Source organism: Cribrihabitans pelagius, assembly GCF_048820915.1.
GTDB classification, from domain to species: domain Bacteria; phylum Pseudomonadota; class Alphaproteobacteria; order Rhodobacterales; family Rhodobacteraceae; genus Cribrihabitans_A; species Cribrihabitans_A pelagius.
The window spans coordinates 83,728-105,961 of the sequence record NZ_JBMERR010000005.1 but is presented as its reverse complement, the minus strand read 5'-3'; the positions used below and the strand labels follow the sequence as shown (position 1 = coordinate 105,961).

Below are 22,234 nucleotides of genomic sequence, written 5' to 3'. Positions count from 1 at the left end.
GAGTATGCCATGAAGCCCACCGTTGCCCCCTTTCCCGCCGCCCGCCTGCGCCGCACCCGCGCCAGCGCCGCGATCCGCGATCTGGTGCGGGAAACCACCCTCACCCCGGGCGATCTGATCTGGCCGATGTTCATTCGCGCGGGCGACGGGGCGGAGGAGCCCATCGCCTCGATGCCCGGCGTGCTGCGCCGCTCGGTCGACAAGGCGGTGGAGGCCGCGGTGGAGGCGCAGGCGCTTGGCATCCCCGCGATCTGCCTGTTTCCCTACACCGACCCGGCGCTGAAGACCGAGGATTGCGCCGAGGCCTGGAACCCGGACAACCTCACCAACCGCGCCATCCGGGCGATCAAGGCAGCGGCACCGGATATCGCGGTGATGACCGACGTCGCCCTGGATCCTTACAACATCAACGGCCACGACGGCTATGTGGTGGAGGGCGAGATCGTCAATGACGCCACGGTGGAGGCGCTGGTGAAGATGACCCTGGCCCAGGCCGAGGCCGGCGCCGGTATCATCGGCCCCTCCGACATGATGGACGGCCGCATCGGCGCGATGCGCCGGGCGCTGGAGCAGGCAGGCCACCACAACGTGGCGATCCTCTCCTATTCCGCCAAATATGCCTCCGCCTACTACGGCCCATTCCGCGATGCGGTGGGCGCTTCGGGCGCGCTCAAGGGCGACAAGAAAACTTACCAGATGGACCCAGGCAACAGCGACGAGGCGCTGCGCCTGATCGAGCGCGACCTGATGGAGGGCGCCGACATGGTGATGGTAAAGCCCGGCATCGCCTATCTCGACATCTGCCACCGGGTGAAAACCGCCTTTGGCGTGCCCACTTACGCTTATCAGGTCTCCGGCGAATACGCGATGATCAGGGCCGCGGCGCTGAACGGCTGGATCGACGGCGAACAGGTGATGATGGAAAGCCTGATGGCCTTCAAGCGGGCGGGCTGCAACGGAGTGCTCAGCTATTTTGCACCGGAGGCGGCGCGTTTGCTGAACGGCTGAGGCCATCCCCGCAAAGACGCAAGGATTTCTCAGCGGGAAGCCGCCGCGCTGCCGCCGCGGCAGATGACAGGCAGCGGTTTTCCGCGTATACCGGCGCCAGAGCCGGAGCGAACCGGCCCCTTCCGCAACCCATTACAGGCCCCTGAAACATGAGCAGTTTTTCCTCTTCCCGTTTGACCCGGCGCGGATTTGCGCTTGGCGCCCTGGCTGGTGCCGGCGTCACCGCCGCCTGCGGCAATGGCGTTGGCAACAACAACGCCGCCACCATCGACGCGCGGGTCGATGCAACGCTGAACCAGATGTACAGCCGCTATCCCAACACCGTGACACTGGCCGAAAAAGCCACCGCCATGCTGGTGATGCCGCTGGTGACCGAGGCAGGCTTTGTCTTCGGCGGCGCCTACGGACGCGGCGCGCTGCGCATCAATGGAGTCACTGTGGACTATTACTCCACCGTGAAGGGCAACGCCGGGTTTCAGATCGGCGCCCAGCAATACGCCCATGTGCTGTTCTTCATGACCGACGGCGCGCTGGCGGGCTTCCGCCGTTCCTCGGGCTGGGCCGCTGGTGCCGATGTTGAATACGTGGTGCGCGACGAGGGCAACGCGCTCACCGCCGACACCAACACGCTGACTTCGCCGGTTCTGGCGGTGGTCTTCGGCCAGGCCGGTCTGCGCGTCGGCGCCACGCTGGAAGGCACCAAATATACCCGCATCATCCCCTGAGCGGGGCGGGCGGGAGGCGCGCTCCGGCTTCCTCTTGCTGAAAATATCCCCGCCGGAGGCATGGCCTTTCCCTTGGGAAAGGCCATTTCCTTTCAGATCCTTGCCCCGCGAACCTCACCCAAAGTCGCGCAACCGCTTGATCAGCGACGACGTATCCCAGCGCCCGCCGCCCATGCGCTGCACATCCTTGTAGAACTGATCGACCAGCGCGGTCACAGGCAGGCTTGCGCCCGCCTCATCCGCCGCCGCCAGGCAGATGCCCAGGTCCTTGCGCATCCAGTCGACCGCAAAGCCGTGCTCGAAGTGACCGTCCAGCATCGTCTCGTGCCGGTTCACCATCTGCCAGCTGCCCGCTGCGCCCTGGCTGATCACTTCGGCCACCGCGCGCCCGTCAAGCCCGGCCTTCTCAGCAAAATGCAGCGCCTCGCTCAGACCCTGCACCAGCCCTGCAATGGCGATCTGGTTGCACATCTTGGCCAGCTGGCCGGCGCCGCTTTCGCCGAGGCGGCGGCAGATCCTGGCATAGGCGCCGATCACTGGCTCGGCAGCCTCGAAAGCCGCTGCATCGCCGCCGCACATCACCGACAACACGCCGTTCTCCGCCCCCGCCTGGCCGCCCGAAACCGGCGCATCGACAAAGGCGATACCGCGCTCTGCGGCCGCGGCATGAAGCTCGCGCGTGACCTTGGCCGAAACCGTGGTGTGATCGACAAAGGTGCTGCCCCCGGCCATGCCGGCAAAGGCGCCGTCCGGTCCCAGGCAGACCGCGCGCAGGTCGTCGTCGTTGCCGACGCAGGCCATCACCATCTCCGCGCCCGAGGCCGCCGCCCGCGGCGTCGCGGCAAAGCCGCCCTTGTGCTCCCCGACCCACTTGCGCGCCTTGGCCTCGGTGCGGTTGTAGACAGTGACCTCATGCCCCGCTGCCGCGAGGTGCCCGGCCATCGGATAGCCCATCACCCCCAGCCCCAGAAACGCCAGTTTCGCCATCTGCTTTTCCCCTGTTCCGTCTTCGCATATGTTGCGGCTAACCCTAGCAGCCGCGCCGCCGGGCGCAATCGCTGCAACGGGGACGGCAACCATTACCTGAGGAATTCTGCCGCTGATGGGACGTCTTTTCCGCTGGCTCCTGCGCCTGGCCGCAGGGCTCACCCTGCTTTCGGTTCTGGCGCTCGCGCTGGTCTATTTCCTCGCCTCGCAATCGCTGCCCGACTACGGCAAGGACATTGCCCTGCCCGGCCCTGCGGCACCGCTGGAGATCGTGCGCGACAATGCCAATGTTCCGCATGTCTTCGGCAGCTATGGCGCCAGCGACGAGGATGTCTACTTCGGCCTCGGCTACGCGCACGCGCAGGACCGTCTGTGGCAGATGGCCGTGCTGCGCCGCACCGCGCAGGGGCGCCTGTCGGAGATCTTCGGCCCCCGCACGGTGGAGACCGACGTCTTCCTGCGCCGGCTCGGCCTCTACCGGCTGGCGCAGGAATCGGTGGAGGACCAGACGCCCGGGACGCTCACCGCGCTCAAAGCCTATGCCGCGGGTGTCAACGCACGGCTGACCGAGATCAATGAAGACGCGCTGGGGCGCGGCGCCCCCGAGATGTTCCTGTTCAACATGCCCGTCGCCCCGTGGCAGCCCGCGGACAGCATCGCGGTGATGAAGCTGATGGCGCTGCAGCTCTCCGGCCACATGCGGGAGGAGATCCTGCGCGCCCGCGTCTCGCTCACGCTGGAGGATGCGGCGCGGTTGAAGGACATCCTGCCCGACGCCCCCGGCAATGGCGTGGCAGCGCTGCCGGAATATGCCAGCCTGGTGCCCGGCGTGGCGCGGTTTGCGGAAAACACCGCCGCGGAAACGGAAAGCCTCCTGTTCCCGCTCGCGCCGCGCGGGCTCGGCGGCGCCTCCAACGCCTGGGCCGCCGCTCCCGACCGCTCCGCCTCGGGCGGCACGCTGCTGGCCAATGACCCGCATCTCGGTCTCACCGCGCCCGCGATCTGGTATCTGGCGCGGCTGGAGCTGGGCACCGGCGGCGTGATCGGCGGCACTATCCCCGGCGTGCCGGCCGTGATCACAGGCCGCTCCGAGACGCTTGGCTGGGGGGTCACCTCCTCCTACATGGACGACATGGACCTGTTCATCGAACAGCTGAATCCGGCGAACCCCGAACAGTACAAATCTGAGGACGGCTGGGAGGATTTCATCACGCGCCCGTCGATCATCGGGATCAAGGGCGAAGCACCAGTTACCCTCACCCTGCGCTGGACCCGCAACGGCCCGGTGCTGCCCGGCTCGCTGTTCAACCTTTCCACAATCACCCCGCCCGGCCATGTGGTGGCGCTTGGCTGGACCGCGCTCAGCCCCGATGACACCTCGATGACCGCGGCGCTGAACCTCATGCGCAGTGCAAACGTGCAAGAGGCAATTTCTGCGGGCGAGGATTTCATTGCGCCCTCGCAAAATCTGACGCTTGCGGACCGGACCACCATCGCGATGAAAACTGTCGGCGCCTTCCCCCGGCGCGACGCCCGCCACGACAGCAAAGGCCGGATGCCAAGCCAGGGCTGGCGCGCGGAGAACCGCTGGCAAGGCCGCGCGCCTTATGCCAAAAATCCGGAATTCGTGAGCCCCCGCGGCGGTATCCTTGGCAATACGAACAACAAACTTCTGGACCGCCCCTTCCCGGAGCATGTCTCTTTCGACTGGGGCGACACCCAGCGCATCCACCGCTGGAAGAAGCTGATGCAGGACCGCGAGGTGCATACACGCGACAGCTTCATCGAAGCCCAGCTCGACACCGTTTCCTTCACCGCCCGCGCGCTCCTGCCGCTAATTGGCGCCGATCTGTGGTTCACCGGCGAAGCCGCGCCCGAAGGCACGCCCGAGCGGCAGCGGCAGAAGGCGCTCGCGCTGCTGTCGGAATGGAACGGCGAGATGAACGAGCACCTGCCCGAGCCGCTGATCTACGCCGCCTGGCTGCGCGCCTTGCAGACCCGGCTGATCGCAGACGAGCTGGGGCCGCTGGCCCGCGAGTTCACCCATGCCGAGCCGCTGTTCATCGAACGTGTCTACCGCGACGTCGATGGCGCCTCGGCCTGGTGTGACGTGCGCCAGAGCGCCCCGCGGGAGACCTGCGCCGGTATGGCCCGGCTGGCGCTGGACGATGCGCTGATCTGGATTGCCGAGAACCATGGCGGCACCTTGGAATCGCTGCGCTGGGGCGATGCGCATGAGGCAACCCACGACCACCCGGTGCTGGGCGAGGTGCCGCTTTTGCGCTTCTTCGTCAACATCCGCCAGTCCACCAGCGGCGGCGACCATACGCTGCAGCGCGGCCGCAGCTCGGGCAAGGACCCGGCGCCGTTTCAGAATGTGCATGCAGCCGGCTACCGCGGCGTCTATGACTTTGCCGATCCCGACAGCTCGGTCTTCATCCTGTCGACCGGCCAGTCCGGGCATTTCCTGTCGCGCCATTACGACGACATGGCGCAGCTCTGGCGGCGCGGCGAGTACATCCCGATGTCACTGGACGAGGAGCTGGCGCGCGCGGCGGCTGTCGGGGTGACACGGATCAGCCCGCGGGACTGAGCCGCGCATCGGCGGTGCGCGCGGTGGCGATCCGAACCGCAGTTACAGGCAGTTTATGGCTGCCAAGTCCGTAGACCCTGTCGATGGACCGCCAAGCATCAGCCAAATCGCCGCCGCGTGAGGGCGCGCCGGCGATGCGCGGCGGCCTTCGGCCTTGTTCCGCGCTGGTGCATTGCTTAGCCCGGTCCAATAGCAAAAAAAGCCCTCCATAAACGGAGGGCTTTCTCATTTCACGAGCCAGAAGATCAGCGCTCAGAGCTTCCTGTACTGCGCCTTCTGCCGTTCGGTCCAGAGCACGGTGAGATCGAAACCGTCGTCGGTCTGTGTCTCACTCTGCACCAGGTCCTGCTGGAACAGCCAGGCGCGTTGCTTGCCTTGCGAAAACGCGAGGCTCAGCACCTCTTCGTGGCGCACGCCTTGCAGTTTTTCCGCCACATCGGCCAGAAGCGCATCCAGCCCCTCCCCCGTGAGAGCGGAGATCGCGTGGATCCCTTCTTCTCGCGCGGCCCGGTCGCGGCGGGCTGCGGCCTCTTCCTCCGGCAACAGATCCAGCTTGTTCCAGACCTCGATCCGGGCGCGCTCCTCCTCCACTCCAAGCGAAGTGAGGATCGCCTCCACGTCGGCGGCCTGCTCGCGGGTCTGCGGGTGGCTGATGTCACGCACGTGCAGCACCACGTCGGCCGCCAGCACCTCCTCCAGCGTGGCGCGGAAGGCGGCAACCAGCTCGGTCGGCAGATCGGAGATGAAGCCCACCGTGTCGGAAAGGATGATTTCTGGCCCGTCCGGCAGCTCGACCCGGCGCATCGTCGGGTCCAGGGTGGCAAAGAGCATGTCCTTGGCCATCACCTCGGCGCCCGTGAGCCGGTTGAACAGGGTCGACTTGCCGGCGTTGGTATAGCCCACCAGCGCCACGATCGGATAAGGCACCTTGGCACGCGAGGCACGGTGCAGCGCGCGGGTCTTCACCACCTTGTCAAGCTGGCGGCGCAGGCGCACCAGCTGGTCGTCGATGGCGCGGCGGTCGGCCTCGATCTGGGTTTCACCGGGGCCGCCGACAAAGCCAAGCCCGCCGCGCTGCCGCTCCAGGTGGGTCCAGGCCCGCACCAGCCGGGTGCGCTGATAGCTGAGCGCAGCCATCTCGACCTGAAGCACGCCCTCGCGTGTCGCCGCCCGGTCCGAGAAGATCTCCAGGATCAGCCCGGTCCGGTCCAGGATCTTGACCTTCCAGGCCTTCTCCAGGTTGCGCTGCTGCACGGGCGAAACCGGCCCGTCGATCAGCACCAGTTCGACCTCCTCGGCCTTGAAGATCTGGCCCAGCTCTTCGATCTTGCCCGATCCGAACAGCATGCCGGGATGCGCCTTGGGCAGGCGCACGACACCGGAGCCCGCAACCGTTAGATCAGGCAGAGCCGCAGCCAGGGCGGCGGCTTCTTCGAGCGCGAAGCCGGGATCCCGGCGTTCGCTGTCGGATTTGATTTCCGGATGCAGAACCCAGGCCCGGGTCTGCTTCCTGTCATGCTCCATCAAGAGGCGTCTTCACCTTCATAAAGGCTGATCGGCTGGGCCGGCATGATGGTCGAAATCGCGTGTTTGTAGACCAGCTGCGACTGTCCGTCGCGGCGCAAAAGCACGCAAAAATTGTCGAACCAGGTGATTACACCCTGCAGCTTGACCCCGTTGATCAGAAAAATTGTGACTGGAACCTTGGTTTTACGAACGTGATTCAGGAAGGCATCCTGAAGATTCTGTCTGTCCGAAGCCATTTTTGTTATCTCGCCTTTTTTCTTGCTGCGCGCGATGCGCGAGCGCGCCGGATTCCTTTGAGTATGGACGCAGTTGAAATCAGATTCCACCCGAAAAAACAAAGCGCAGATACGGCATTCAGCCGATCAGCTGCGCCAGAGGTTGGGCGACAGGAGCGCGATGAAGGCCAGCGTCTCCAGCCGCCCCAGCACCATCGCGACGCAGAGGATCAGCTTGGCCGGATCGGCAAGCTGATTGAGCACGATCGGCGTGCTGGCCGCGGCCTCGGTCAAGGGGCCGGTGGTGGACAGCGCCGCCACCGCGAGGATCATCGACTGCTCGAAATCGGTGCCCACTGCTGCCAGCGCGGTGCTGATCACCGCCAGCGACAGGGCAAAGAGCATGAAGAAGATCCAAGCCACATAGGCCCCATTCTTCTGCAGGCGGCGGGCCCGGTCGCCGCCGCCGCTGACCGAATGCGGATGCACCAGCCGCTCCATCTCGCGCAGGCCGTTGAGGTAGAGCGCATAGACCCTGAGCAGTTTGACGCCCCCCGCCGTGGTCGCCACGCCGCCGCCAAAGACCGCCAGCCCCAGGAGGATCATGCCCGGCGTCTCCAGCCCGGACCACTCCCGCGCCGCGGCCCATTCGGAACTTTCAAAGCCGGTGGTCGACAGGAAGGACATCACCGTGAACACGGCCCCCCACAGCGCCGTCAGCGCCTGCGCGGGGTCGGCGGTTGCAGAAACCTCGAAGGCCGCGACCCAGTGGCGCAGGAACAGCACCAGCGGCACACCGAGGATGATCAGCAGACCGGTGCGGAACTCCGGGTCGCGGTCCAGGCGGCCATGGCCGGAGGTGACGGTATCGCTGGAGAAAGTGAGCCGCGACAGCGCAAAGAACATGAACAGGAACATCACCATTTCTCCCGGGATGCCGCTGGCCGCGTCCTGCACCCCGCCGGTGGCCGAAATCCCAGACGTCGCCAGCACCGACATCGCATGGCACAGCCCCGCCAGCGCCGCCTCGCCCGTCATCATCAGGAGCACCCACAGCACCAGCGTCAGCCCGCAGTAGACCGGCGCCAGGGTGCGGAACACCAGGACCAGCTGACGGCGGGGATCGGCTTTCTGCATCTGCGCAGGAACCCCCGCGCCCCCGCCCGGCACCCCCTTGGCGGTAACCTCGAAACCGCCAAGCGACATCGGAGCCAGCACGGCGGAGGCGGCGATCCACATCAGAAGGCCGCCCATCCAGCCCACCATCGCCCGCCACAGGTGCACGCTGTTGGACAACCGTGCGGGGTCGTCGAAGACATCCGCGCCGGTGGTGGTGATGGCGCTCACCATGTCGAAATAGGCGTTCAGAAAGCGGGTGTTGACCATCGCCTCGTGCACCGGCACCGCCAGGAACAGCGGCAGCACCGCAAAGGCCGCAAGCAGCGACAACAGTTGCCCCGGCATGCCGTAGCGCGGGATGCGGTTGCCCAGAGCAAGACCGGTCAGCCCCACCAGCACCAGCCCGCCGAGGCCTGCAAAGAAAAAGCTTTGCGCGGTGTGGTGGTTATCCTGCACCAACGCATGGGTGGCGGGCACCCACATCGCCAGAGAGGCCACGCCCCAGAGCAGCAGGAACAAGGGCAGCCGCAGGATGCCGTGGGAGGCTTTGACCGCGCGCGCCATGTCAGAAGTAATCGATCGAGACCTGCAGCAGGCGCTCCACCTCGGGCACGTCATCGGCCATGGCAAAGAGCGCGATCACGTCGCCCTCCTCGATCCGCGTCTGCCCGGTCGGACGCAGCATCTCGCCGTTCTTCAGGACGCCGCCGACCAGCACCCCTTCGGGGAAATCGGTCTCCCGGATCATCTGGCCCGCGATCGGCGAAGTCGACAGCACCTCGGCCTCGATCATCTCGGCCTCGGCATCGCCCAGCGAGTAGACCTGCCGCACCCGGCCATAGCGGATGTGGCGCAGGATCGAGCTCACCGTGGTGGAGCGCGGGTTGATATAGGCGTCGATCCCCAGGTGCGGCAGCAGCGCCACCAGGGTCGGATCGTTGATCAGCGCGATGGCAAAGGGGCAGCCCTCGGCCTTGGCGCGCACCGCAGCCAGCATGTTGGTGCGGTCGTCGTCGGTCACCGCCAGCATCGCGTCGGCCTTGTCGATGCCCGCTTCGATCATCAGCGCCCGGTCCAGCCCGTCGCCGTTCAGCACAATGGTCCGCTCCAGCTCCTCGGCGGCGTGCTCGGCGCTCTTGCGGTCGCGCTCGATCACCTTGGCGCGGATGCGGCTGGTGCGCGCCTCCAGCGCCTTGGCGACCTCCAGCCCGACATTGCCGCCGCCCACGACCACCACGCGGTCCTGGCGTTTCTCGGTCTTGCCGAAAACCTCCACCGTGCGGGTCACGTCCTCGGCATGGGCAAAGACATAGCAGCTGTCGCCCACAAACAGCTGATCGCCCGGCTCCGGCGCAAACAGCGTGCCCTCGCGCCGCACTCCGACGACAATGGCGCGCAGGGTGGAAAACAGGTCGGTCAGCTGCCTGAGCGGCGTGTTCACCACCGGGCAGTGCTCGTCGATCTGGATGCCCAGGAGCTGCGCTTTGCCGCCCATGAAGGTCTCGATATCAAAGGCCGCGGGCGCCGACAGCCGCAGCATGGCGGCGGCGGCAACCTCGCGCTCGGGGCTGATCACCACGTCGATCGGCAGGTGCTCGCGGCGGTAAAGGTCGGAGTAGATCGCGGTGAGGTAGCTTTTCGCCCGCAGCCGCGCGATCTTGCGCTGCACCGAAAACACCGAATGCGCCACCTGGCAGGTCACCATGTTCACTTCGTCGGAATGGGTGGCGGCGATTATCATGTCGGCATCGCGCGCGCCCGCCCGCTCCAGCACATCCGGGTAGGAAGCAAAACCCGCAACCCCCTGCACATCCAGCGTATCGGTGGCGCGGCGCACCAGATCGGGATTGCTGTCGACCACGGTGACATCATTGTGCTCGCCGGAAAGGTGGCGGGCGATCTGCCATCCGACCTGGCCCGCGCCGCAGATGATAACCTTCATGAGCCTGTCCTTTGGGCGCCATTTTGCCCGGATTGAATGACAGATGCCGCCATCACGGTCAATTTAATTGTAACGCCCTCAGTTTGCAGGCATTCTTCGGCCATGCACCTCGCGCGCGTGATATCCGCCGCAGCCCTGGCGCTGCTGGGCCTTGCCGCCTGCGGGCCGCTTCCGGTTTACTACAGACAGGGCGCTGAGGTGTCGCGCCTGCAGGCGGACGAGCTGGCCTGCGAGGCAGAGGCGCTGCAGCAGGCCCCTGTCGCCAGCCAGATCCGCCAGCGACCTCCCATCTACCGCCCCGGCGGCCGGTTCTGCCACCATGGCGATTGCCGCTATCATTCAAGCATCTGGGTGGAGGGCAGCTATTACACGGTGGACGTGAACCGGCCGTTGCGGCTGCGGCTGGAGCGCGCCTGCATGGCGGGCAAGGGCTATCAGCAGCTAAGCCTGAAGCGCTGCCCGCAGGGCCAGGCCCGCGCCGCAGGCCCCGCGCTGCCGCCGCTCGGCCCCGGCAACTGCGCGTTGAGAACCCGCGGCGGCACCACTCTGGTCGGCACCAGCTCCGGCGGCTGACCGGGCAGCCCGGCTTGCCGGCCGACCGGCTGCCGGGCCGCGCGTCCCCGCCCGGCAGCCTTTGTGGCACGGCTCAGACCGCGTCTGCCTCCGCCGCTTCCGTTTCTGCGTCCGCCTCGACCCGCGCCACGCGGGCGCCCGCCTTGCTGGAGGTCACCACGCCCAGCGACTTCAGCTTGCGGTGCAGCGCCGAGCGCTCCATGCCGACAAATGACGCGGTGCGGCTGATGTTGCCGCCAAAGCGGTTGATCTGGGTCAGCAGGTATTCGCGCTCGAAGGCCTCGCGCGCTTCGCGCAAAGGCAGCGTGGCCAGCGCGCCCGACAGCACCACCCGGCCGTCGCCCTGCGGCTTCTCCTCCTCCCGCGGCAGGTCCCTCGCCTCGATCGGGCCGCTGCCCTCGCCGAGGATCAGCACCCGCTCCACCAGGTTCTTCAGCTGGCGCACGTTGCCGGGCCACATCATTGTCTGCATCAGCGCCACGGCCTCATCGGTCAGCTCGCGCAGCGGCAGCCCCTGGGCCTCGTTGAACTGGCGGATGAAGTGACCTGCCAGCAGCGGGATATCCTCGCGCCGGTCGGCCAGAGAGGGCACCGCCACCGGCACCACGTTCAGCCGGTGAAACAGCTCCTGGCGGAAGCGGCCGGCATCGATTTCGGTGTCCAGATCCTTGTTGGTGGCAGAAATCACCCGCAGATCGACCCGGATCTTCTCGCTGCCGCCTGCGCGCTGGAACTGCTGGTCGACCAGCACCCGCAGGATCTTGGACTGGGTGCCAAGCGGCATGTCGGCGACCTCGTCGAAAAACACGACGCCGCCGTGCGCCTGCTCCAGAAGGCCCGGCTCCACCCCGCGCTCGTGGCTTTCGCGGCCGAACAGCACCTCCTCCATGCGCTCGGGCTCGATGCTGGCGCAATTGACGGTGACAAAGGGCGCTGCGGCGCGGGCCGAATTGGCGTGGATGTAGCGCGCTGCGATCTCCTTGCCGCTGCCCGCGGGGCCGGTCAGCATCACCCGGCCGTTCGACTTGGTCACCTTGTCGAGCTGGCCCGCAAGGGTGCGGAAGGCAGCCGAGGCGCCGATCATCTCGGCTGCGCCATTGTCCTTGCGCTTGAGATCGGTGTTTTCGCGGCGCAGCTGCGAAGCTTCCATCGCGCGCCGGATCACCACCATCAGCTGGTCGATGTTGAAGGGTTTCTCGATGAAATCGTAAGCCCCCTGTTTGATCGCCGCGACCGCAATCTCGATGTTGCCATGGCCCGAGATGATCACCACCGGGATCTCCGGATTGTCGCGTTTCACCGTCTTCAGGATGTCGATGCCGTCCATCTGGCTGTCCTTCAGCCAGATATCGAGGATCAGCAGCGCCGGCGCTTCCTCCTCCAGCCGCGCCATGCATTCGTCCGAGCTGCCCGCCTTTCGGGTGGCATAACCTTCGTCTTCCAGAATGTCGGAGACCAGTTCGCGGATGTCCCGCTCGTCGTCCACAATCAGAATGTCACTCATGTCAGACCTGCTTTCACTGTCGCTTTGTTTTGCGCATCTGCCCGTACTGCTGCGGGCAGGCGGATGACGGCCATGGCACCGAAGTGCGCCTGCCCGTCAAAGGCTGGGGCATCTTCCAGCGTGAGCGTGCCCCCGTGCTCTTCGATGATCTTCTTGACGATCGGAAGCCCCAGCCCGGTGCCCGCATCGCGGGTCGTCACATAAGGCTCAAACAGCCGTGCCCGGTCTTCGGGCAGGCCGATACCATTGTCGGCGATGCGGATCTCATAGCCGGTGGCGGCGCGCGCGGCCTCAACCCGGATTTCCGGTGCGTAGCCTTCCGGCGCGCCTTTTTTCCTCAGGCTTTCGATCGCTTCGCCAGCGTTCTTGATGAGGTTGGTAAGCGCCTGGCCAATCATCGTGGCATCCAGATCGGCAGGCATCTCCGCCTCCGGCAGATCGGCCGCGATCTTCACCTCGGGCTGGCCGGTCTGCTGCAGGATCACCGCGTCCTGCACCAGTTTGGCGAGGTTCTCCTCGCGCCGCTCCGGCTCCGGCATACGGGCGAACTTGGAGAACTCGTCCACGATCCGGCGCAGGTCGTTGGTCTGGCGCACGATCACATCGGTCATCGCGCGCAGCTGGTCGCTGTCGCTTTCGGTTTCCAGCTTGGGCCCGAACTTGCGCTTGATGCGTTCGGCGCTGAGCTGGATCGGGGTGAGCGGGTTTTTGATCTCATGCGCGATGCGCCGCGCCACGTCGCCCCAGGCTGCCATCCGCTGGGCGCTGACCAGGTCGGTCACATCATCGAAGGCCACCACGTAGCCCTCCAGCCGCCCCTCGCCCGAGCGCCGCGGCGCCATCCGCACCAGCAGGTTCTCCAGACGGCCCTGGCGGGTCACCTTGATTTCCTCCTGCACCACATCGGCGCCGCTGGCGGACAATTCCTCGAACAGCGGCCCGAACTCCGGCACCGCGACGGCCAGCGCCAGCGATTGCTGGTCGTCCTGCCAGTCCAGAAGCCGCTCGGCGGAGCGGTTGACGAAAGCGATACGCCCGTCCGGGTCGAGCCCGACCACACCCGACGTCACCGAAGACAATACCGAGTCGAACAGGCGGCGGCGCCGTTCAATCTGCCGGTTGTTGTCGACGAGGCGGCCGTGCTGAGCTTTAAGCTCACGGGTCATCTGGTTGAAATACTGACCCAATTGCGCAATCTCGTCGCCGCTGCCGCCCTCTTCCGGAACCTGCACGTCCAGATTGCCCGCGCCCACCCGCTGCGCCGCAATGGTGAGCCGGCCCACAGGGCGCGACAGCCGTTCGGCAAACCACATCCCCAGCCACATCGCGGCGAGGATCAGGATCACCGCAAAACCGAGGTAGAGCAGCGCAAATTCGAACAGCACCCGCCCGCGTTCGCTTTCCAGCTGCTGGTAAAGATGCGCGGTCTCCTGGGTTTCGTCCAGGAGGTTCAGAAGCTCGCCGTCGACATCGCGGCTGATGTAGAGGTAGCGGTCGACAAAGGCGTCGAGCGGCACCAGCGCGCGGAATTCGCTGTTGTCCCAATCCTCGATCAGGGCAAAACCCTGCGCCCGCGCGGCGTCGATCTGGCCTGTGTCTGGCTCTTCGTAGTCAAACTCGTAAGACCGCTCGCCACGGGCGCGGATCTCGCCCGCGCCATCGATGATATAGGCTTCGCGCAAGCCGCGCTGGATCTGCAGCTGCCCCTGGGTCAGCACCTGGCGCAGCTCGGCGTCGTTGATAAAGAAGCTGCGGGCGCGGCTGTTGTCGAGGTAGCGCGACAGTGCCCGGGCGTCCTCGCTCAAGTCGTCCTTCTGTTGCGCCTGATAAGCCTCTGCGGCGGCAAGCGAGCTGCCGATCACCTGCCGCACCCGCTGGGAGAACCACCCCTCCAGGCCCACGTTTACGGTGAGCACCGCAAAGACCGCAACAATCACCGTGGGCACCAGCGTCAGGAAGCCGAAGGCGCCGATCAGCCGCAGGTGCAGCCGGGAGCCCGCCGATTTCGACCGCCGCGCCGCAAACAGCCGCACGGTCTGGGTCAGCACCAGCACCGCGATCGACAGGATGTAGACGAGGTCGGCCAGCAGAATCAGCCGCAGCGTCTTGGAGGAGGCTCCATGCCCCAGCGGGCCGATCACCAGATAGGTCAGCAGCGTCAGCAGCGGGCCCAGGAGGACCAGCCCCAGCGTGCCGATGTTGCGCGCCTTACGGGTTTTCCGCCAGCGGTCCATGGCTGTGAACGGCCCGTATGCCGAGCGGAGATGTGACTTCTGCGCCACCGACTGCCCTCATCCTGATGTGTGACTACTTCCGAGTCACCGCCATATCTCGTGGCCTGGCCGCGGAAAATCGCGTTTTGGCCACTGTTATGTGGCGAGATTACATCAGTTTGCGGCGCCGTGTCACCTCAATATCCAGATCGGTGATCTTCTTACGCAAAGTATTGCGGTTGATCCCGAGCAATTCCGCGCAGCGCGCCTGGTTGCCGCCGGTCGCGGAGAGGGCAATTTCAATGAGCGGCGTCTCCACCTCACGCAGCAGCCGCACGTAAAGTCCGGGCGGCGGCAGCAGGTCGCCGTGCAGGTCGAAATAGCGCTGCAGGTGGCGGCGCACCGATTCCGAGAGCTTCTCGTTCGACACCCCCGCTGCCGGTTCCGGCCCGGCCTGCGGACCCAGGGCGGTGAGGGTTTCCTCCTCGCTGATCTCCTCGTTGCGGGCGGTAAAGGCAAGCCGGCGGATCAGGTTCTCCAGCTGGCGCACATTGCCCGGCCAGCGGCAGTGGCGCAGCGCTTCACGGGCCTTCCGGCTCAAGGTCCGGTGCGGCGCGCCTTCGTTTTCGGCGCGCACCATGAAATGCTCGGCCAGGAGCGGGATGTCCTCCACCCGGTCGCGCAGCGGCGGCACATGCAGCACGGTGCCGCAGATCCGGTAGTAGAGATCCTGGCGCAGCCGCCCAGCCTCCATCGCCGCCGCCAGGTCCTGCTGGCTGGAGGCCATGAAACGCGGTGCATGATCGCCGGGGGTATCCATCATCCGCACCAGCCGTGCCTGCGCCTCTTCGGGCAGATCGGCCAGCTCGTCAAACATCAGCGTGCCGCCGCGGGCCTGTGCCAAGAGCCGAGCGGGCCCCTCCAGTTCGGCAAGGCTGGCAGCACCCGCCTGCACGAAAGGCATGGTGCGCCGGTCGGAGAAATCATGGATCGAGCGCGCGATCAGGGATTTGCCCGCCCCGCTTTCGCCGGTGATCAGCAGCGGCAGGTCGGTGTTCATCACCCGCGCGATGAGCCGGTAAAGCGCCTGCATCACCTCGCTGCGCCCGATCAGCGGCAGCTCCTCCGTCTCGTCCGGGGTGTCGGTGCGGGGCGCCGGTGCGGTGCGTTTCTCCGCCAGCGCCTTGGCGGTGCGCTTCATCAGCTCCGGCAGGTCGAAAGGCTTGGGCAGGTAGTCGTAGGCCTCCGCGGCTTCCGCCTTGATCGCCGTCATTATGGTGTTCTGCGCCGAGATCACGATCACCGGCAGCCCGGGCCGGTCTGCCTGGATCTTGGGCAGCATCTCCAGCCCGTTCCCATCCGGCATCATCACATCCGAGATCACCACATCGCCCTTCCCTTCCGCGACCCAGCGCATCAGCGTAGTGAGCGACGAGGTGGCATGCACCTTGCAGCCCGCGCGGGTCAGCGCCTGGGTCAAAACGGTGCGGATGGTGCGGTCGTCGTCCGCGACAAGTACGGTGCCGTCCATGGCATCAATCCTCTTGCAGGCCGCGGCCGCGCGGAACCCGCGACAGCGACAGCCGGAATACGGTCTTCCCCGGAACGGAGCTCACCGAAATCCAGCCATTGTGGTCCGAGATGATCTTGCTCACCAAGGCAAGCCCCAGCCCGGTCCCGTTTTCCCGGCCCGAAACAAACGGGTCGAAGATGTCGTCCTTGATCGCTTCCGGCAGCCCCGGCCCGTCATCCCGGATCTCGATCTGCAGCGGCAGCAGCTTGCCGGTGCCATCGCTGCGGCGCAGGCGGAAGGAATGCTCGTAATAGGTGCGGATATGGATATGCCCGCCCCTCTTCCCGGCCGCTTCCGAAGCATTCTTGAGCAGGTTCAGAACCACTTGCAGCAACTGGTCCTGATCGCCCCAGGCCAAGGGCAGCGAGGGGTCGTATTCCTCGGTGATCCGCATATGCGCGCCAAATCCCAACAGCGCCGAGCGGCGCGCGCGGTCCAGCAGGTCATGCAGGTTCACCGGCTTGAAATCCGGCTCCGACAGGTTGCCGAACTGCTCCACCTGCTCCAGAAGCTTCACGATGCGGCGGCTTTCGCTGACGATCAGGTCAGTGAGCTCCAGATCGTCCTGCGGCAAGTTCATGCTCAGAAGCTGCGCCGCGCCGGTGATGCCTGCGAGCGGGTTCTTGATCTCATGCGCCAGCATCTCTGCCATGCCTATGGCCGAGGCCGCGGCGGATTTGGCGCTATGGGTCTGCGTCATCCGCCCCGCCAGCTCGCGCGGGCTCACCATCATCAGCATGACCCCGTCCTGCCCCTGCAGGGGCGACACCTGCAATGCGCATTGCAACGGCGCACGGCTGCCGGAGCCGACGTCGATATCGTTCACAAACAGCGGCGTGCCCTGCACCCGGGCGCGGGCAAAAGCTTCCTCCACCGGCGCGTCGATTGCCAGCGTGTCCCAGACCGGCTGGCCGATCAGCGCCTTGCGGGAGGCATTCAGGAAGCCCTCCCCGGCGCCGTTCACATCGGCAATCCGGTCGCGCGCGTCGATCAGGAAGGCAGGCACCGGCAGGGACGCCCAGAGCGCAGCGCTGTCGGTCATGCGGCGGCCTCCTCATCGCAAGGCGCGAGCGCATCTGGCAGCAGGGCCAGCACCCTGGCGGGCTGCTTTTCGGTCAGCACCATCCGGCGCAGGGCCGTGCCGGCGCCCGCCTCGTCCATGTACCAGCCCAGATGCTTGCGCGCGACGCGCACGCCCAGATCCACGCCATAAAACTTCAGCATCGCCTCGTAATGTGCTGAAACCATTGCCACCAGTGCGCTGCCTTCCGGGATCTCCGGCGCCGGAGTCCCCCAGAGGTGACAGGCTACCTCGGCCAGGAGCCAGGGCTTGCCCCCGGCGCCGCGGCCGATCATCACCCCATCGGCACCCGACAGCTCCAGCGCCCGCCGCGCGGAGGCGGCATCGACGATATCGCCATTGGCCAGCACCGGCACACCGACGGCCTCCTTCACGGCCCGGATTGCCGCCCAGTCGGCGGCACCTTTGTAAAACTGGCAGCGGGTGCGGCCATGGATCGTCACCATCTGCACCCCGGCCTCCGCCGCACGGCGCGCGACGTCCGGCGCGTTGAGGCAATTGCCGTCCCAGCCCAGCCGGGTCTTCAGCGTCACCGGCACATCCACTGCCCCCACCACCGCCTCGATCAGGCGCAGCGCGTGGTCCGGCGTCTTCAAGAGCGCCGAGCCGGAATAGCCGTTCGTGACCTTCTTCGCCGGGCAGCCCATGTTGATGTCGATGATCCGCGCGCCCTGCCCGGCCACCTGCTTCGCGGCTTCGGCAATCCAGTATTCCTCGCGGCCCGCAAGCTGCACCGCGGTGTTCTCCGCATCGGCGCTCAGCTCGGCGCGTTCGCGCACCCCGGGCTTGGCCTGCACCATCTCCTGGCTCGCCACCATCTCGCTCACCATCAGCCCCGCCCCGAAGGAGCGCACCAGATCCCTGAACGGGCGGTCGGTGATTCCGGCCATCGGCGCCAGCGCGATCGGCGGGGTCATGGAGGTGGTTCCAAGCGTGAAGGACAATTGCCTAATCCTTGTGCATCTGCAGGGTTTCTATCCGAGGGCACCGCTATGCTACAACGAAGCGGCGCATTGCAAGGCATGGGTAAACGGCGTTTGCCTATTTTTTAAGCAGCCGGAGACGGGTGATTGCCTCTTCCTGCGCCACCTCCTAAACAATGGCCAGTATTTCCAAGAGGTTTTCATGACCACAGCAGCCCTGATCGTTGCCGCAGGCCGCGGCACCCGCGCCGGCAGCGGGCTGCCCAAGCAATGGCGCCCGCTGAAGGGCCGCCGGGTGATCGACTGGACGCTGGAGGCCTTTGCGAATGCAGGTGTTGAGCGCATCGTGCTGGTGCTGTCACCGGACGACCGCGCGGCGTGGGAGGAGTTCTCCGCAAAACCCGGCCTGACGCTGGCAGAAGGCGGACCTGAGCGCGCGGCCTCGGTGCTGAACGGGCTTGAGTCGCTGGAGGGCCGGGGAATTAAAAAGGTGCTGATCCACGACGCCGCCCGCCCCTGCGTGAGCTCTCAGCTGATCCGCTGCGTTATCAATGCCTTGGACGGCCATCTTGCAGCGGCTCCCGCGCTTGCCGTCAGCGATGCGCTCTGGACCGGCGCGGACGTACAGGTCACCGGCACGCAGGACCGCAGCGGGCTTTTTGCAGCGCAGACACCGCAGGGCTTCCGCTATGAGGCGATCCTTGCAGCACACCGCGCCCATCCCGGCGGCGCCGCCGACGACGTGGAGACCGCCCGCGCCGCGGGGCTTGACGTCGCCATCGTTCCGGGCGAGCCCGACAACATAAAGATCACCCAGCCCGGAGACTTCGCCCGGGCCGAACGCATTCTGGGGGCAGACATGGATATCAGGCTTGGCAACGGCTACGACGTGCACCGGTTCGGTCCGGGCGGCAGCGTCACCCTCTGCGGGGTGGAGATTGCACACGACAAGGCGCTGCAAGGCCACTCCGACGCCGACGTGGGTATGCATGCGGTGACCGACGCGCTTTACGGCGCGCTGGCCGAGGGCGACATCGGCCGCCACTTCCCGCCCTCCGATCCGCAGTGGAAAGGCGCGGCCAGCGAAACCTTCCTGCGCCACGCCGCGGAACTGGTGCGCGAGCGGGGCTTCACCATCTCCAACGTCGATTGCACGCTGGTCTGCGAATACCCCAAGATTACCCCGCATTCTGCAAAGATGACCGCGGTTATGGCCGAGATCCTTGGCATCGATGCAACGCGCGTGTCGATCAAGGCGACCACATCGGAGCGCCTGGGATTCACGGGCCGCGGCGAGGGCATCGCCGCGCTGGCCACCGCCGCGCTGGTGAAGGCATGAGGGCCGCGACGCTCATCGGCACCGTATTCGGTGTCGGCTACCTGCGCCCGGCGCCGGGCACCTGGGGCTCGCTGGCGGCGCTGCCGATGGCCTACGGGCTGCACCAGCTGGGCGGCTTCCTGCTGCTCGCCGCGGCTACGCTGATCTGCTTTGCCGCCGGGGTCTGGGCCGCCGAGGTGATGACCCGCGGCAAGGAAGACCTCGACCCGTCTGAATTCGTGATCGACGAGGTCGCGGGCCAGTTCACCGCGCTCTGGGCGATCTCCTACCCGGCCTGGGCGCATGATATCGACATTGCCGCGATGTGGCCCGGCTGGATTGCCGCCTTCGTGCTGTTCCGCATCTTCGACATGTGGAAAGTCGGCCCTGTCGGCTGGGCCGACCGGCAGAAGGGCGCAACGGGCGTGATGATGGACGACATCATCGCAGGTATCATGGCTGCCATTGGCGTGGTGCTGCTGGCGGGCCTCTCGCACGGGGTGCTGGGGCTATGAGCGGCGTGGCGGCGGAGCTGATTGCCCGCGCCACCGCCGCAGGTGTCACCATTGCCACAGCGGAAAGCTGCACCGGCGGCATGATCGCCGCGGCACTCACCGATATCGCGGGCTCCTCCGCGGTGGTCGACCGCGGCTTTGTCACCTATTCCAACGCCGCCAAGATCGAGATGCTGGGCGTCACGCCCGCGACTCTTCAGGCAACCGGCGCCGTGAGCGAGGAAACCGCGGCGGAGATGGCCGCAGGCGCGCGCAAGGCGGCGGGTGCCACCCTGGCGGTTTCCGTCACCGGCATCGCCGGACCGGGCGGGTCGGAAGTCAAGCCAGAGGGCCGGGTCTGCTTCGGCCTCGCCCGCAAGGGTCAGGAGACCGTGACCGGGACCGTGGACTTCGGCGCCCCCGGCCGCGCCGAGGTGCGCGCAGGCGCCCGCGATCACGCGCTGCTGCTGCTTTTGCAGGCGGTTTCGCAAATCGAACGCAAATTGGGCAGCAAGGGCTGACGCCAGCCCAAAAAACCGGCACTTGCACAAAAGCCCTCATTTTGTGCGTCCGCACGCTGCCTGCCGCTTTTTCCCGCGCCCGGCTTGGGCTTTCAGCTCATGCCAAGGGATTTGCACGGGAAGGAGCATCCGGATGAATGCAGCCGATACAGCTTGGATCATTGTGGCCACGGCCCTGGTTCTTTTCATGACACTGCCGGGGCTGGCGCTGTTTTACGGCGGGCTGGTACGCGCCCGCAATGTGCTCAGCGTCTTCATGCATTGCTACGCCATCGCCTGTTTGATGAGCGTTCTGTGGCTGGCGCTTGGCTATTCCATCGCCTTTGGCGGCGGCGGTGCTGGGACGGGGGCTGGCCTGTGGGGCGGTCTCGACAAGATGTTCCTTGCAGGCGTCACGGCCGAGAGCCTCGCCGGAACCCTGCCCGAGGTGCTGTTCTTCGCCTTCCAGATGACCTTTGCCATCATCACGCCCGCGCTCATCGCCGGCGCCTACGTGGAGCGCGCGGGCTTCGGCTTCGTGCTGCTGTTCTCGGGCCTCTGGATGCTTCTGTGTTATGCGCCGGTGGTGCATTGGATCTGGGGCGGCGGCTTCCTCGCCGATGGCGGCATCTTCGGCGAGACCGGGGTTCGCGACTTTGCCGGCGGCATCGTGGTGCATGAGACCGCAGGGATCGCGGCGCTGATCATCGCCTTCTTCCTCGGCCCCCGCAAGAACCGCAGCATTCCGCCGCACAATCCGGGCTATGTGATGATCGGGGCGGCGATGCTCTGGGTCGGCTGGTTCGGCTTCAACGGCGGCTCGCAGCTGGCCGCGGACGGCGGCGCGGCGATGGCGCTGACGGTCACCCATATCTCCGCAGCCACTGCTTCGCTCAGCTGGGTTCTGTGGGAGAAGATCAAGCACGGCCGGGCCTCGCTCGTGGGGCTGGTCACCGGCACGATTGCAGGGCTTGCCTCGATCACCCCGGCCTCCGGCTTTGTCGGCCCCATGGAGGCGCTGATCATCGGCGCGGTGGCAGGCGTGCTCTGCCAGGAGGCGGTGAACCTGGTGCGCAACCGGATGCAGATCGACGACACGCTGGATGTCTTTGCCGTGCATGGCGTCGGCGGCATCTTCGGCACCATCATGATTGCCTTCTTCGGTGCTGGCACTTGGGCAGCGCAGCTGGGCGGGCTGGCCATTGTCGGCATCTTCACTGCCGTGGTCACCGTCGCGCTGGTCAAACTCACCGCCGCCCTCACCTCCTTGCGGGTCGATCTGGAGAGCGAGACCAACGGGCTCGACCTCTCTGTGCATGGCGAACGCGCGTATGATATGAACAGCTGAGCCCGCGGCGACGGAAACACCCGGCTGATGGCCGGGCGCAGGCGGCCCCCTCATCCGGGGCCGCTTTTTGTTATCCGGGGTCTCAGGCCGCGGTGGTGAGCGCCTGCTCTGCCGGTGCGGCCGCGGCGGCAGCTGCTGCGCCCGCCTCGTAACCGGAGGTTGCCGCGTTGGCATTGGCCGCCGCATCGTCCGGCGGTGCGATCAGGGCTGCGGCGGTGCTGGAGCCTTCCGCGGCTGCTTTCACGCTGTCCACAAGCGCCGCGGCGCGGGCATCGTCCAGCGCGGCCTGGGCGCGGGCCTTGGCGGCACTGGCAGCATCGGCTTTCTGCGCCGACGCCTGCCGGCTCGCCTGGCCGTTGCTGCTGCCGCTGTCCGCTGAATTATTTCCGTCCGAGGCCTTGCTCTCCGCGGCCGGCTGCACTGCGCCGCCAGAGCTGCTTTCCTGCACTGTGCCGTTTTGTCCGCCGGCCCCCTGACTGCCTTGCGTATTGCCCTGGCCGGAGGCCGGGGGGAGGAGGATTCCAATATCCATCTGTTCACCTGCTTGCGATTTTTTATGCTTTTTAATGGTCCGCGAAACACGGCCGAAAC

The 22,234-nt window shown here is 66.4% G+C and carries 19 protein-coding genes; 8 read left to right on the top strand and 11 right to left on the bottom strand.

Annotated elements, in window-relative coordinates:
* The first annotated feature begins 9 nt into the window (after positions 1-9).
* Both hemB and ACOHX0_RS06205 read left to right on the top strand, forming a co-directional pair.
* The gene (hemB, locus tag ACOHX0_RS06210; RefSeq protein ID WP_420675820.1) at positions 10-1,008 is read left to right on the top strand and encodes a porphobilinogen synthase; all 999 of its coding nucleotides are present in this window, start codon (positions 10-12) and stop codon (positions 1,006-1,008) included.
* 149 nt (positions 1,009-1,157) lie between these two features.
* Entirely contained in the window at positions 1,158-1,733 is a 576-nt protein-coding gene (locus tag ACOHX0_RS06205; protein WP_420675819.1) for a lipid-binding SYLF domain-containing protein, read from the top strand.
* A 114-nt stretch (positions 1,734-1,847) separates the two neighbouring features.
* Here ACOHX0_RS06205 and ACOHX0_RS06200 read toward each other — a convergent pair whose 3' ends face one another.
* On the bottom strand, positions 1,848-2,720 hold the full coding sequence (locus tag ACOHX0_RS06200; protein ID WP_420675818.1) for an NAD(P)-dependent oxidoreductase: 873 nt from the start codon (positions 2,718-2,720) through the stop codon (positions 1,848-1,850).
* Positions 2,721-2,835: 115 nt separating this feature from the next.
* Here ACOHX0_RS06200 and ACOHX0_RS06195 point away from each other — a divergent pair, with 115 nt between their 5' ends.
* Complete coding sequence (locus tag ACOHX0_RS06195) at positions 2,836-5,313, top strand: penicillin acylase family protein (protein WP_420675817.1); 2,478 nt, start codon at positions 2,836-2,838, stop codon at positions 5,311-5,313.
* Positions 5,314-5,565: 252 nt separating this feature from the next.
* Here ACOHX0_RS06195 and hflX read toward each other — a convergent pair whose 3' ends face one another.
* The 4 genes from hflX to trkA form a co-directional block, all read right to left on the bottom strand.
* Entirely contained in the window at positions 5,566-6,837 is a 1,272-nt protein-coding gene (gene hflX / locus ACOHX0_RS06190; protein WP_420675816.1) for a GTPase HflX, read from the bottom strand.
* Complete coding sequence (hfq, locus tag ACOHX0_RS06185; RefSeq protein ID WP_008204623.1) at positions 6,837-7,076, bottom strand: RNA chaperone Hfq; 240 nt, start codon at positions 7,074-7,076, stop codon at positions 6,837-6,839. Before hfq ends, hflX begins: the two co-directional genes overlap by 1 nt.
* 126 nt (positions 7,077-7,202) lie before the next feature.
* A complete protein-coding gene (locus tag ACOHX0_RS06180; RefSeq protein ID WP_420675815.1) occupies positions 7,203-8,738 on the bottom strand; it encodes a TrkH family potassium uptake protein in 1,536 nt (511 codons plus the stop codon).
* A gap of 1 nt (position 8,739) precedes the next feature.
* On the bottom strand, positions 8,740-10,116 hold the full coding sequence (gene trkA / locus ACOHX0_RS06175) for a Trk system potassium transporter TrkA (protein WP_420675814.1): 1,377 nt from the start codon (positions 10,114-10,116) through the stop codon (positions 8,740-8,742).
* A gap of 102 nt (positions 10,117-10,218) precedes the next feature.
* Between trkA and ACOHX0_RS06170 the strand changes: the two genes are divergently transcribed.
* A complete protein-coding gene (locus ACOHX0_RS06170; RefSeq protein WP_420675813.1) occupies positions 10,219-10,689 on the top strand; it encodes a hypothetical protein in 471 nt (156 codons plus the stop codon).
* Positions 10,690-10,762: 73 nt separating this feature from the next.
* On the opposite strand, the gene ntrX is transcribed toward ACOHX0_RS06170, so the two are convergent.
* From ntrX to dusB, 5 genes are all read right to left on the bottom strand, one after another.
* Entirely contained in the window at positions 10,763-12,193 is a 1,431-nt protein-coding gene (ntrX, locus tag ACOHX0_RS06165; RefSeq protein WP_420675812.1) for a nitrogen assimilation response regulator NtrX, read from the bottom strand.
* Complete coding sequence (locus tag ACOHX0_RS06160) at positions 12,190-14,475, bottom strand: sensor histidine kinase NtrY-like (RefSeq protein ID WP_420675811.1); 2,286 nt, start codon at positions 14,473-14,475, stop codon at positions 12,190-12,192. Before ACOHX0_RS06160 ends, ntrX begins: the two co-directional genes overlap by 4 nt.
* A gap of 100 nt (positions 14,476-14,575) precedes the next feature.
* A complete protein-coding gene (locus tag ACOHX0_RS06155) occupies positions 14,576-15,937 on the bottom strand; it encodes a response regulator (RefSeq protein ID WP_420675810.1) in 1,362 nt (453 codons plus the stop codon).
* Between the two features lie 4 nt (positions 15,938-15,941).
* Positions 15,942-17,021 (bottom strand): two-component system sensor histidine kinase NtrB, encoded by a 1,080-nt coding sequence (locus ACOHX0_RS06150; protein WP_420675809.1) that lies wholly within the window; start codon positions 17,019-17,021, stop codon positions 15,942-15,944.
* Positions 17,018-18,004: a tRNA dihydrouridine synthase DusB gene (gene dusB, locus ACOHX0_RS06145; RefSeq protein ID WP_420675808.1), complete on the bottom strand. Its 987-nt coding sequence runs from the start codon at positions 18,002-18,004 to the stop codon at positions 17,018-17,020. Before dusB ends, ACOHX0_RS06150 begins: the two co-directional genes overlap by 4 nt.
* Positions 18,005-18,185: 181 nt before the next feature.
* Between dusB and ACOHX0_RS06140 the strand changes: the two genes are divergently transcribed.
* The 4 genes from ACOHX0_RS06140 to ACOHX0_RS06125 all read left to right on the top strand — a co-directional run bounded on the left by ACOHX0_RS06140 (position 18,186) and on the right by ACOHX0_RS06125 (position 21,643).
* Entirely contained in the window at positions 18,186-19,322 is a 1,137-nt protein-coding gene (locus ACOHX0_RS06140; RefSeq protein WP_420675807.1) for a bifunctional 2-C-methyl-D-erythritol 4-phosphate cytidylyltransferase/2-C-methyl-D-erythritol 2,4-cyclodiphosphate synthase, read from the top strand.
* Complete coding sequence (locus tag ACOHX0_RS06135) at positions 19,319-19,816, top strand: phosphatidylglycerophosphatase A family protein (RefSeq protein WP_420675806.1); 498 nt, start codon at positions 19,319-19,321, stop codon at positions 19,814-19,816. Before ACOHX0_RS06140 ends, ACOHX0_RS06135 begins: the two co-directional genes overlap by 4 nt.
* Positions 19,813-20,316: a CinA family protein gene (locus tag ACOHX0_RS06130; protein ID WP_420675805.1), complete on the top strand. Its 504-nt coding sequence runs from the start codon at positions 19,813-19,815 to the stop codon at positions 20,314-20,316. The genes ACOHX0_RS06135 and ACOHX0_RS06130 overlap by 4 nt, the downstream gene beginning before the upstream one ends.
* 133 nt (positions 20,317-20,449) lie before the next feature.
* Positions 20,450-21,643 carry an ammonium transporter gene (locus ACOHX0_RS06125; protein ID WP_420675804.1) on the top strand — a complete coding sequence of 398 codons (1,194 nt, stop codon included), beginning with the start codon at positions 20,450-20,452 and terminating at the stop codon, positions 21,641-21,643.
* 82 nt (positions 21,644-21,725) lie between these two features.
* Here ACOHX0_RS06125 and ACOHX0_RS06120 read toward each other — a convergent pair whose 3' ends face one another.
* Positions 21,726-22,175, bottom strand: a complete 450-nt coding sequence (locus ACOHX0_RS06120; RefSeq protein WP_420675803.1) for a hypothetical protein — start codon at positions 22,173-22,175, stop codon at positions 21,726-21,728.
* Positions 22,176-22,234: the final 59 nt, after the last annotated feature.

Bases quoted from the DNA above. Each gene is read 5' to 3' on its own strand.
- trkA (WP_420675814.1), bottom strand. From the start codon at position 10,116: ATGAAGGTTATCATCTGCGGCGCGGGCCAGGTCGGATGGCAGATCGCC.
- ACOHX0_RS06120 (WP_420675803.1), bottom strand. From the start codon at position 22,175: ATGGATATTGGAATCCTCCTCCCCCCGGCCTCCGGCCAGGGCAATACG.
- ACOHX0_RS06150 (WP_420675809.1), bottom strand. From the start codon at position 17,021: ATGACCGACAGCGCTGCGCTCTGGGCGTCCCTGCCGGTGCCTGCCTTC.
- hemB (WP_420675820.1), top strand. From the start codon at position 10: ATGAAGCCCACCGTTGCCCCCTTTCCCGCCGCCCGCCTGCGCCGCACC.
- ntrX (WP_420675812.1), bottom strand. From the start codon at position 12,193: ATGAGTGACATTCTGATTGTGGACGACGAGCGGGACATCCGCGAACTG.
- ACOHX0_RS06130 (WP_420675805.1), top strand. From the start codon at position 19,813: ATGAGCGGCGTGGCGGCGGAGCTGATTGCCCGCGCCACCGCCGCAGGT.
- ACOHX0_RS06200 (WP_420675818.1), bottom strand. From the start codon at position 2,720: ATGGCGAAACTGGCGTTTCTGGGGCTGGGGGTGATGGGCTATCCGATG.
- ACOHX0_RS06180 (WP_420675815.1), bottom strand. From the start codon at position 8,738: ATGGCGCGCGCGGTCAAAGCCTCCCACGGCATCCTGCGGCTGCCCTTG.
- ACOHX0_RS06195 (WP_420675817.1), top strand. From the start codon at position 2,836: ATGGGACGTCTTTTCCGCTGGCTCCTGCGCCTGGCCGCAGGGCTCACC.
- ACOHX0_RS06205 (WP_420675819.1), top strand. From the start codon at position 1,158: ATGAGCAGTTTTTCCTCTTCCCGTTTGACCCGGCGCGGATTTGCGCTT.
- ACOHX0_RS06140 (WP_420675807.1), top strand. From the start codon at position 18,186: ATGACCACAGCAGCCCTGATCGTTGCCGCAGGCCGCGGCACCCGCGCC.
- hflX (WP_420675816.1), bottom strand. From the start codon at position 6,837: ATGGAGCATGACAGGAAGCAGACCCGGGCCTGGGTTCTGCATCCGGAA.
- ACOHX0_RS06155 (WP_420675810.1), bottom strand. From the start codon at position 15,937: ATGGACGGCACCGTACTTGTCGCGGACGACGACCGCACCATCCGCACC.
- ACOHX0_RS06170 (WP_420675813.1), top strand. From the start codon at position 10,219: ATGCACCTCGCGCGCGTGATATCCGCCGCAGCCCTGGCGCTGCTGGGC.
- hfq (WP_008204623.1), bottom strand. From the start codon at position 7,076: ATGGCTTCGGACAGACAGAATCTTCAGGATGCCTTCCTGAATCACGTT.
- ACOHX0_RS06125 (WP_420675804.1), top strand. From the start codon at position 20,450: ATGAATGCAGCCGATACAGCTTGGATCATTGTGGCCACGGCCCTGGTT.
- ACOHX0_RS06135 (WP_420675806.1), top strand. From the start codon at position 19,319: ATGAGGGCCGCGACGCTCATCGGCACCGTATTCGGTGTCGGCTACCTG.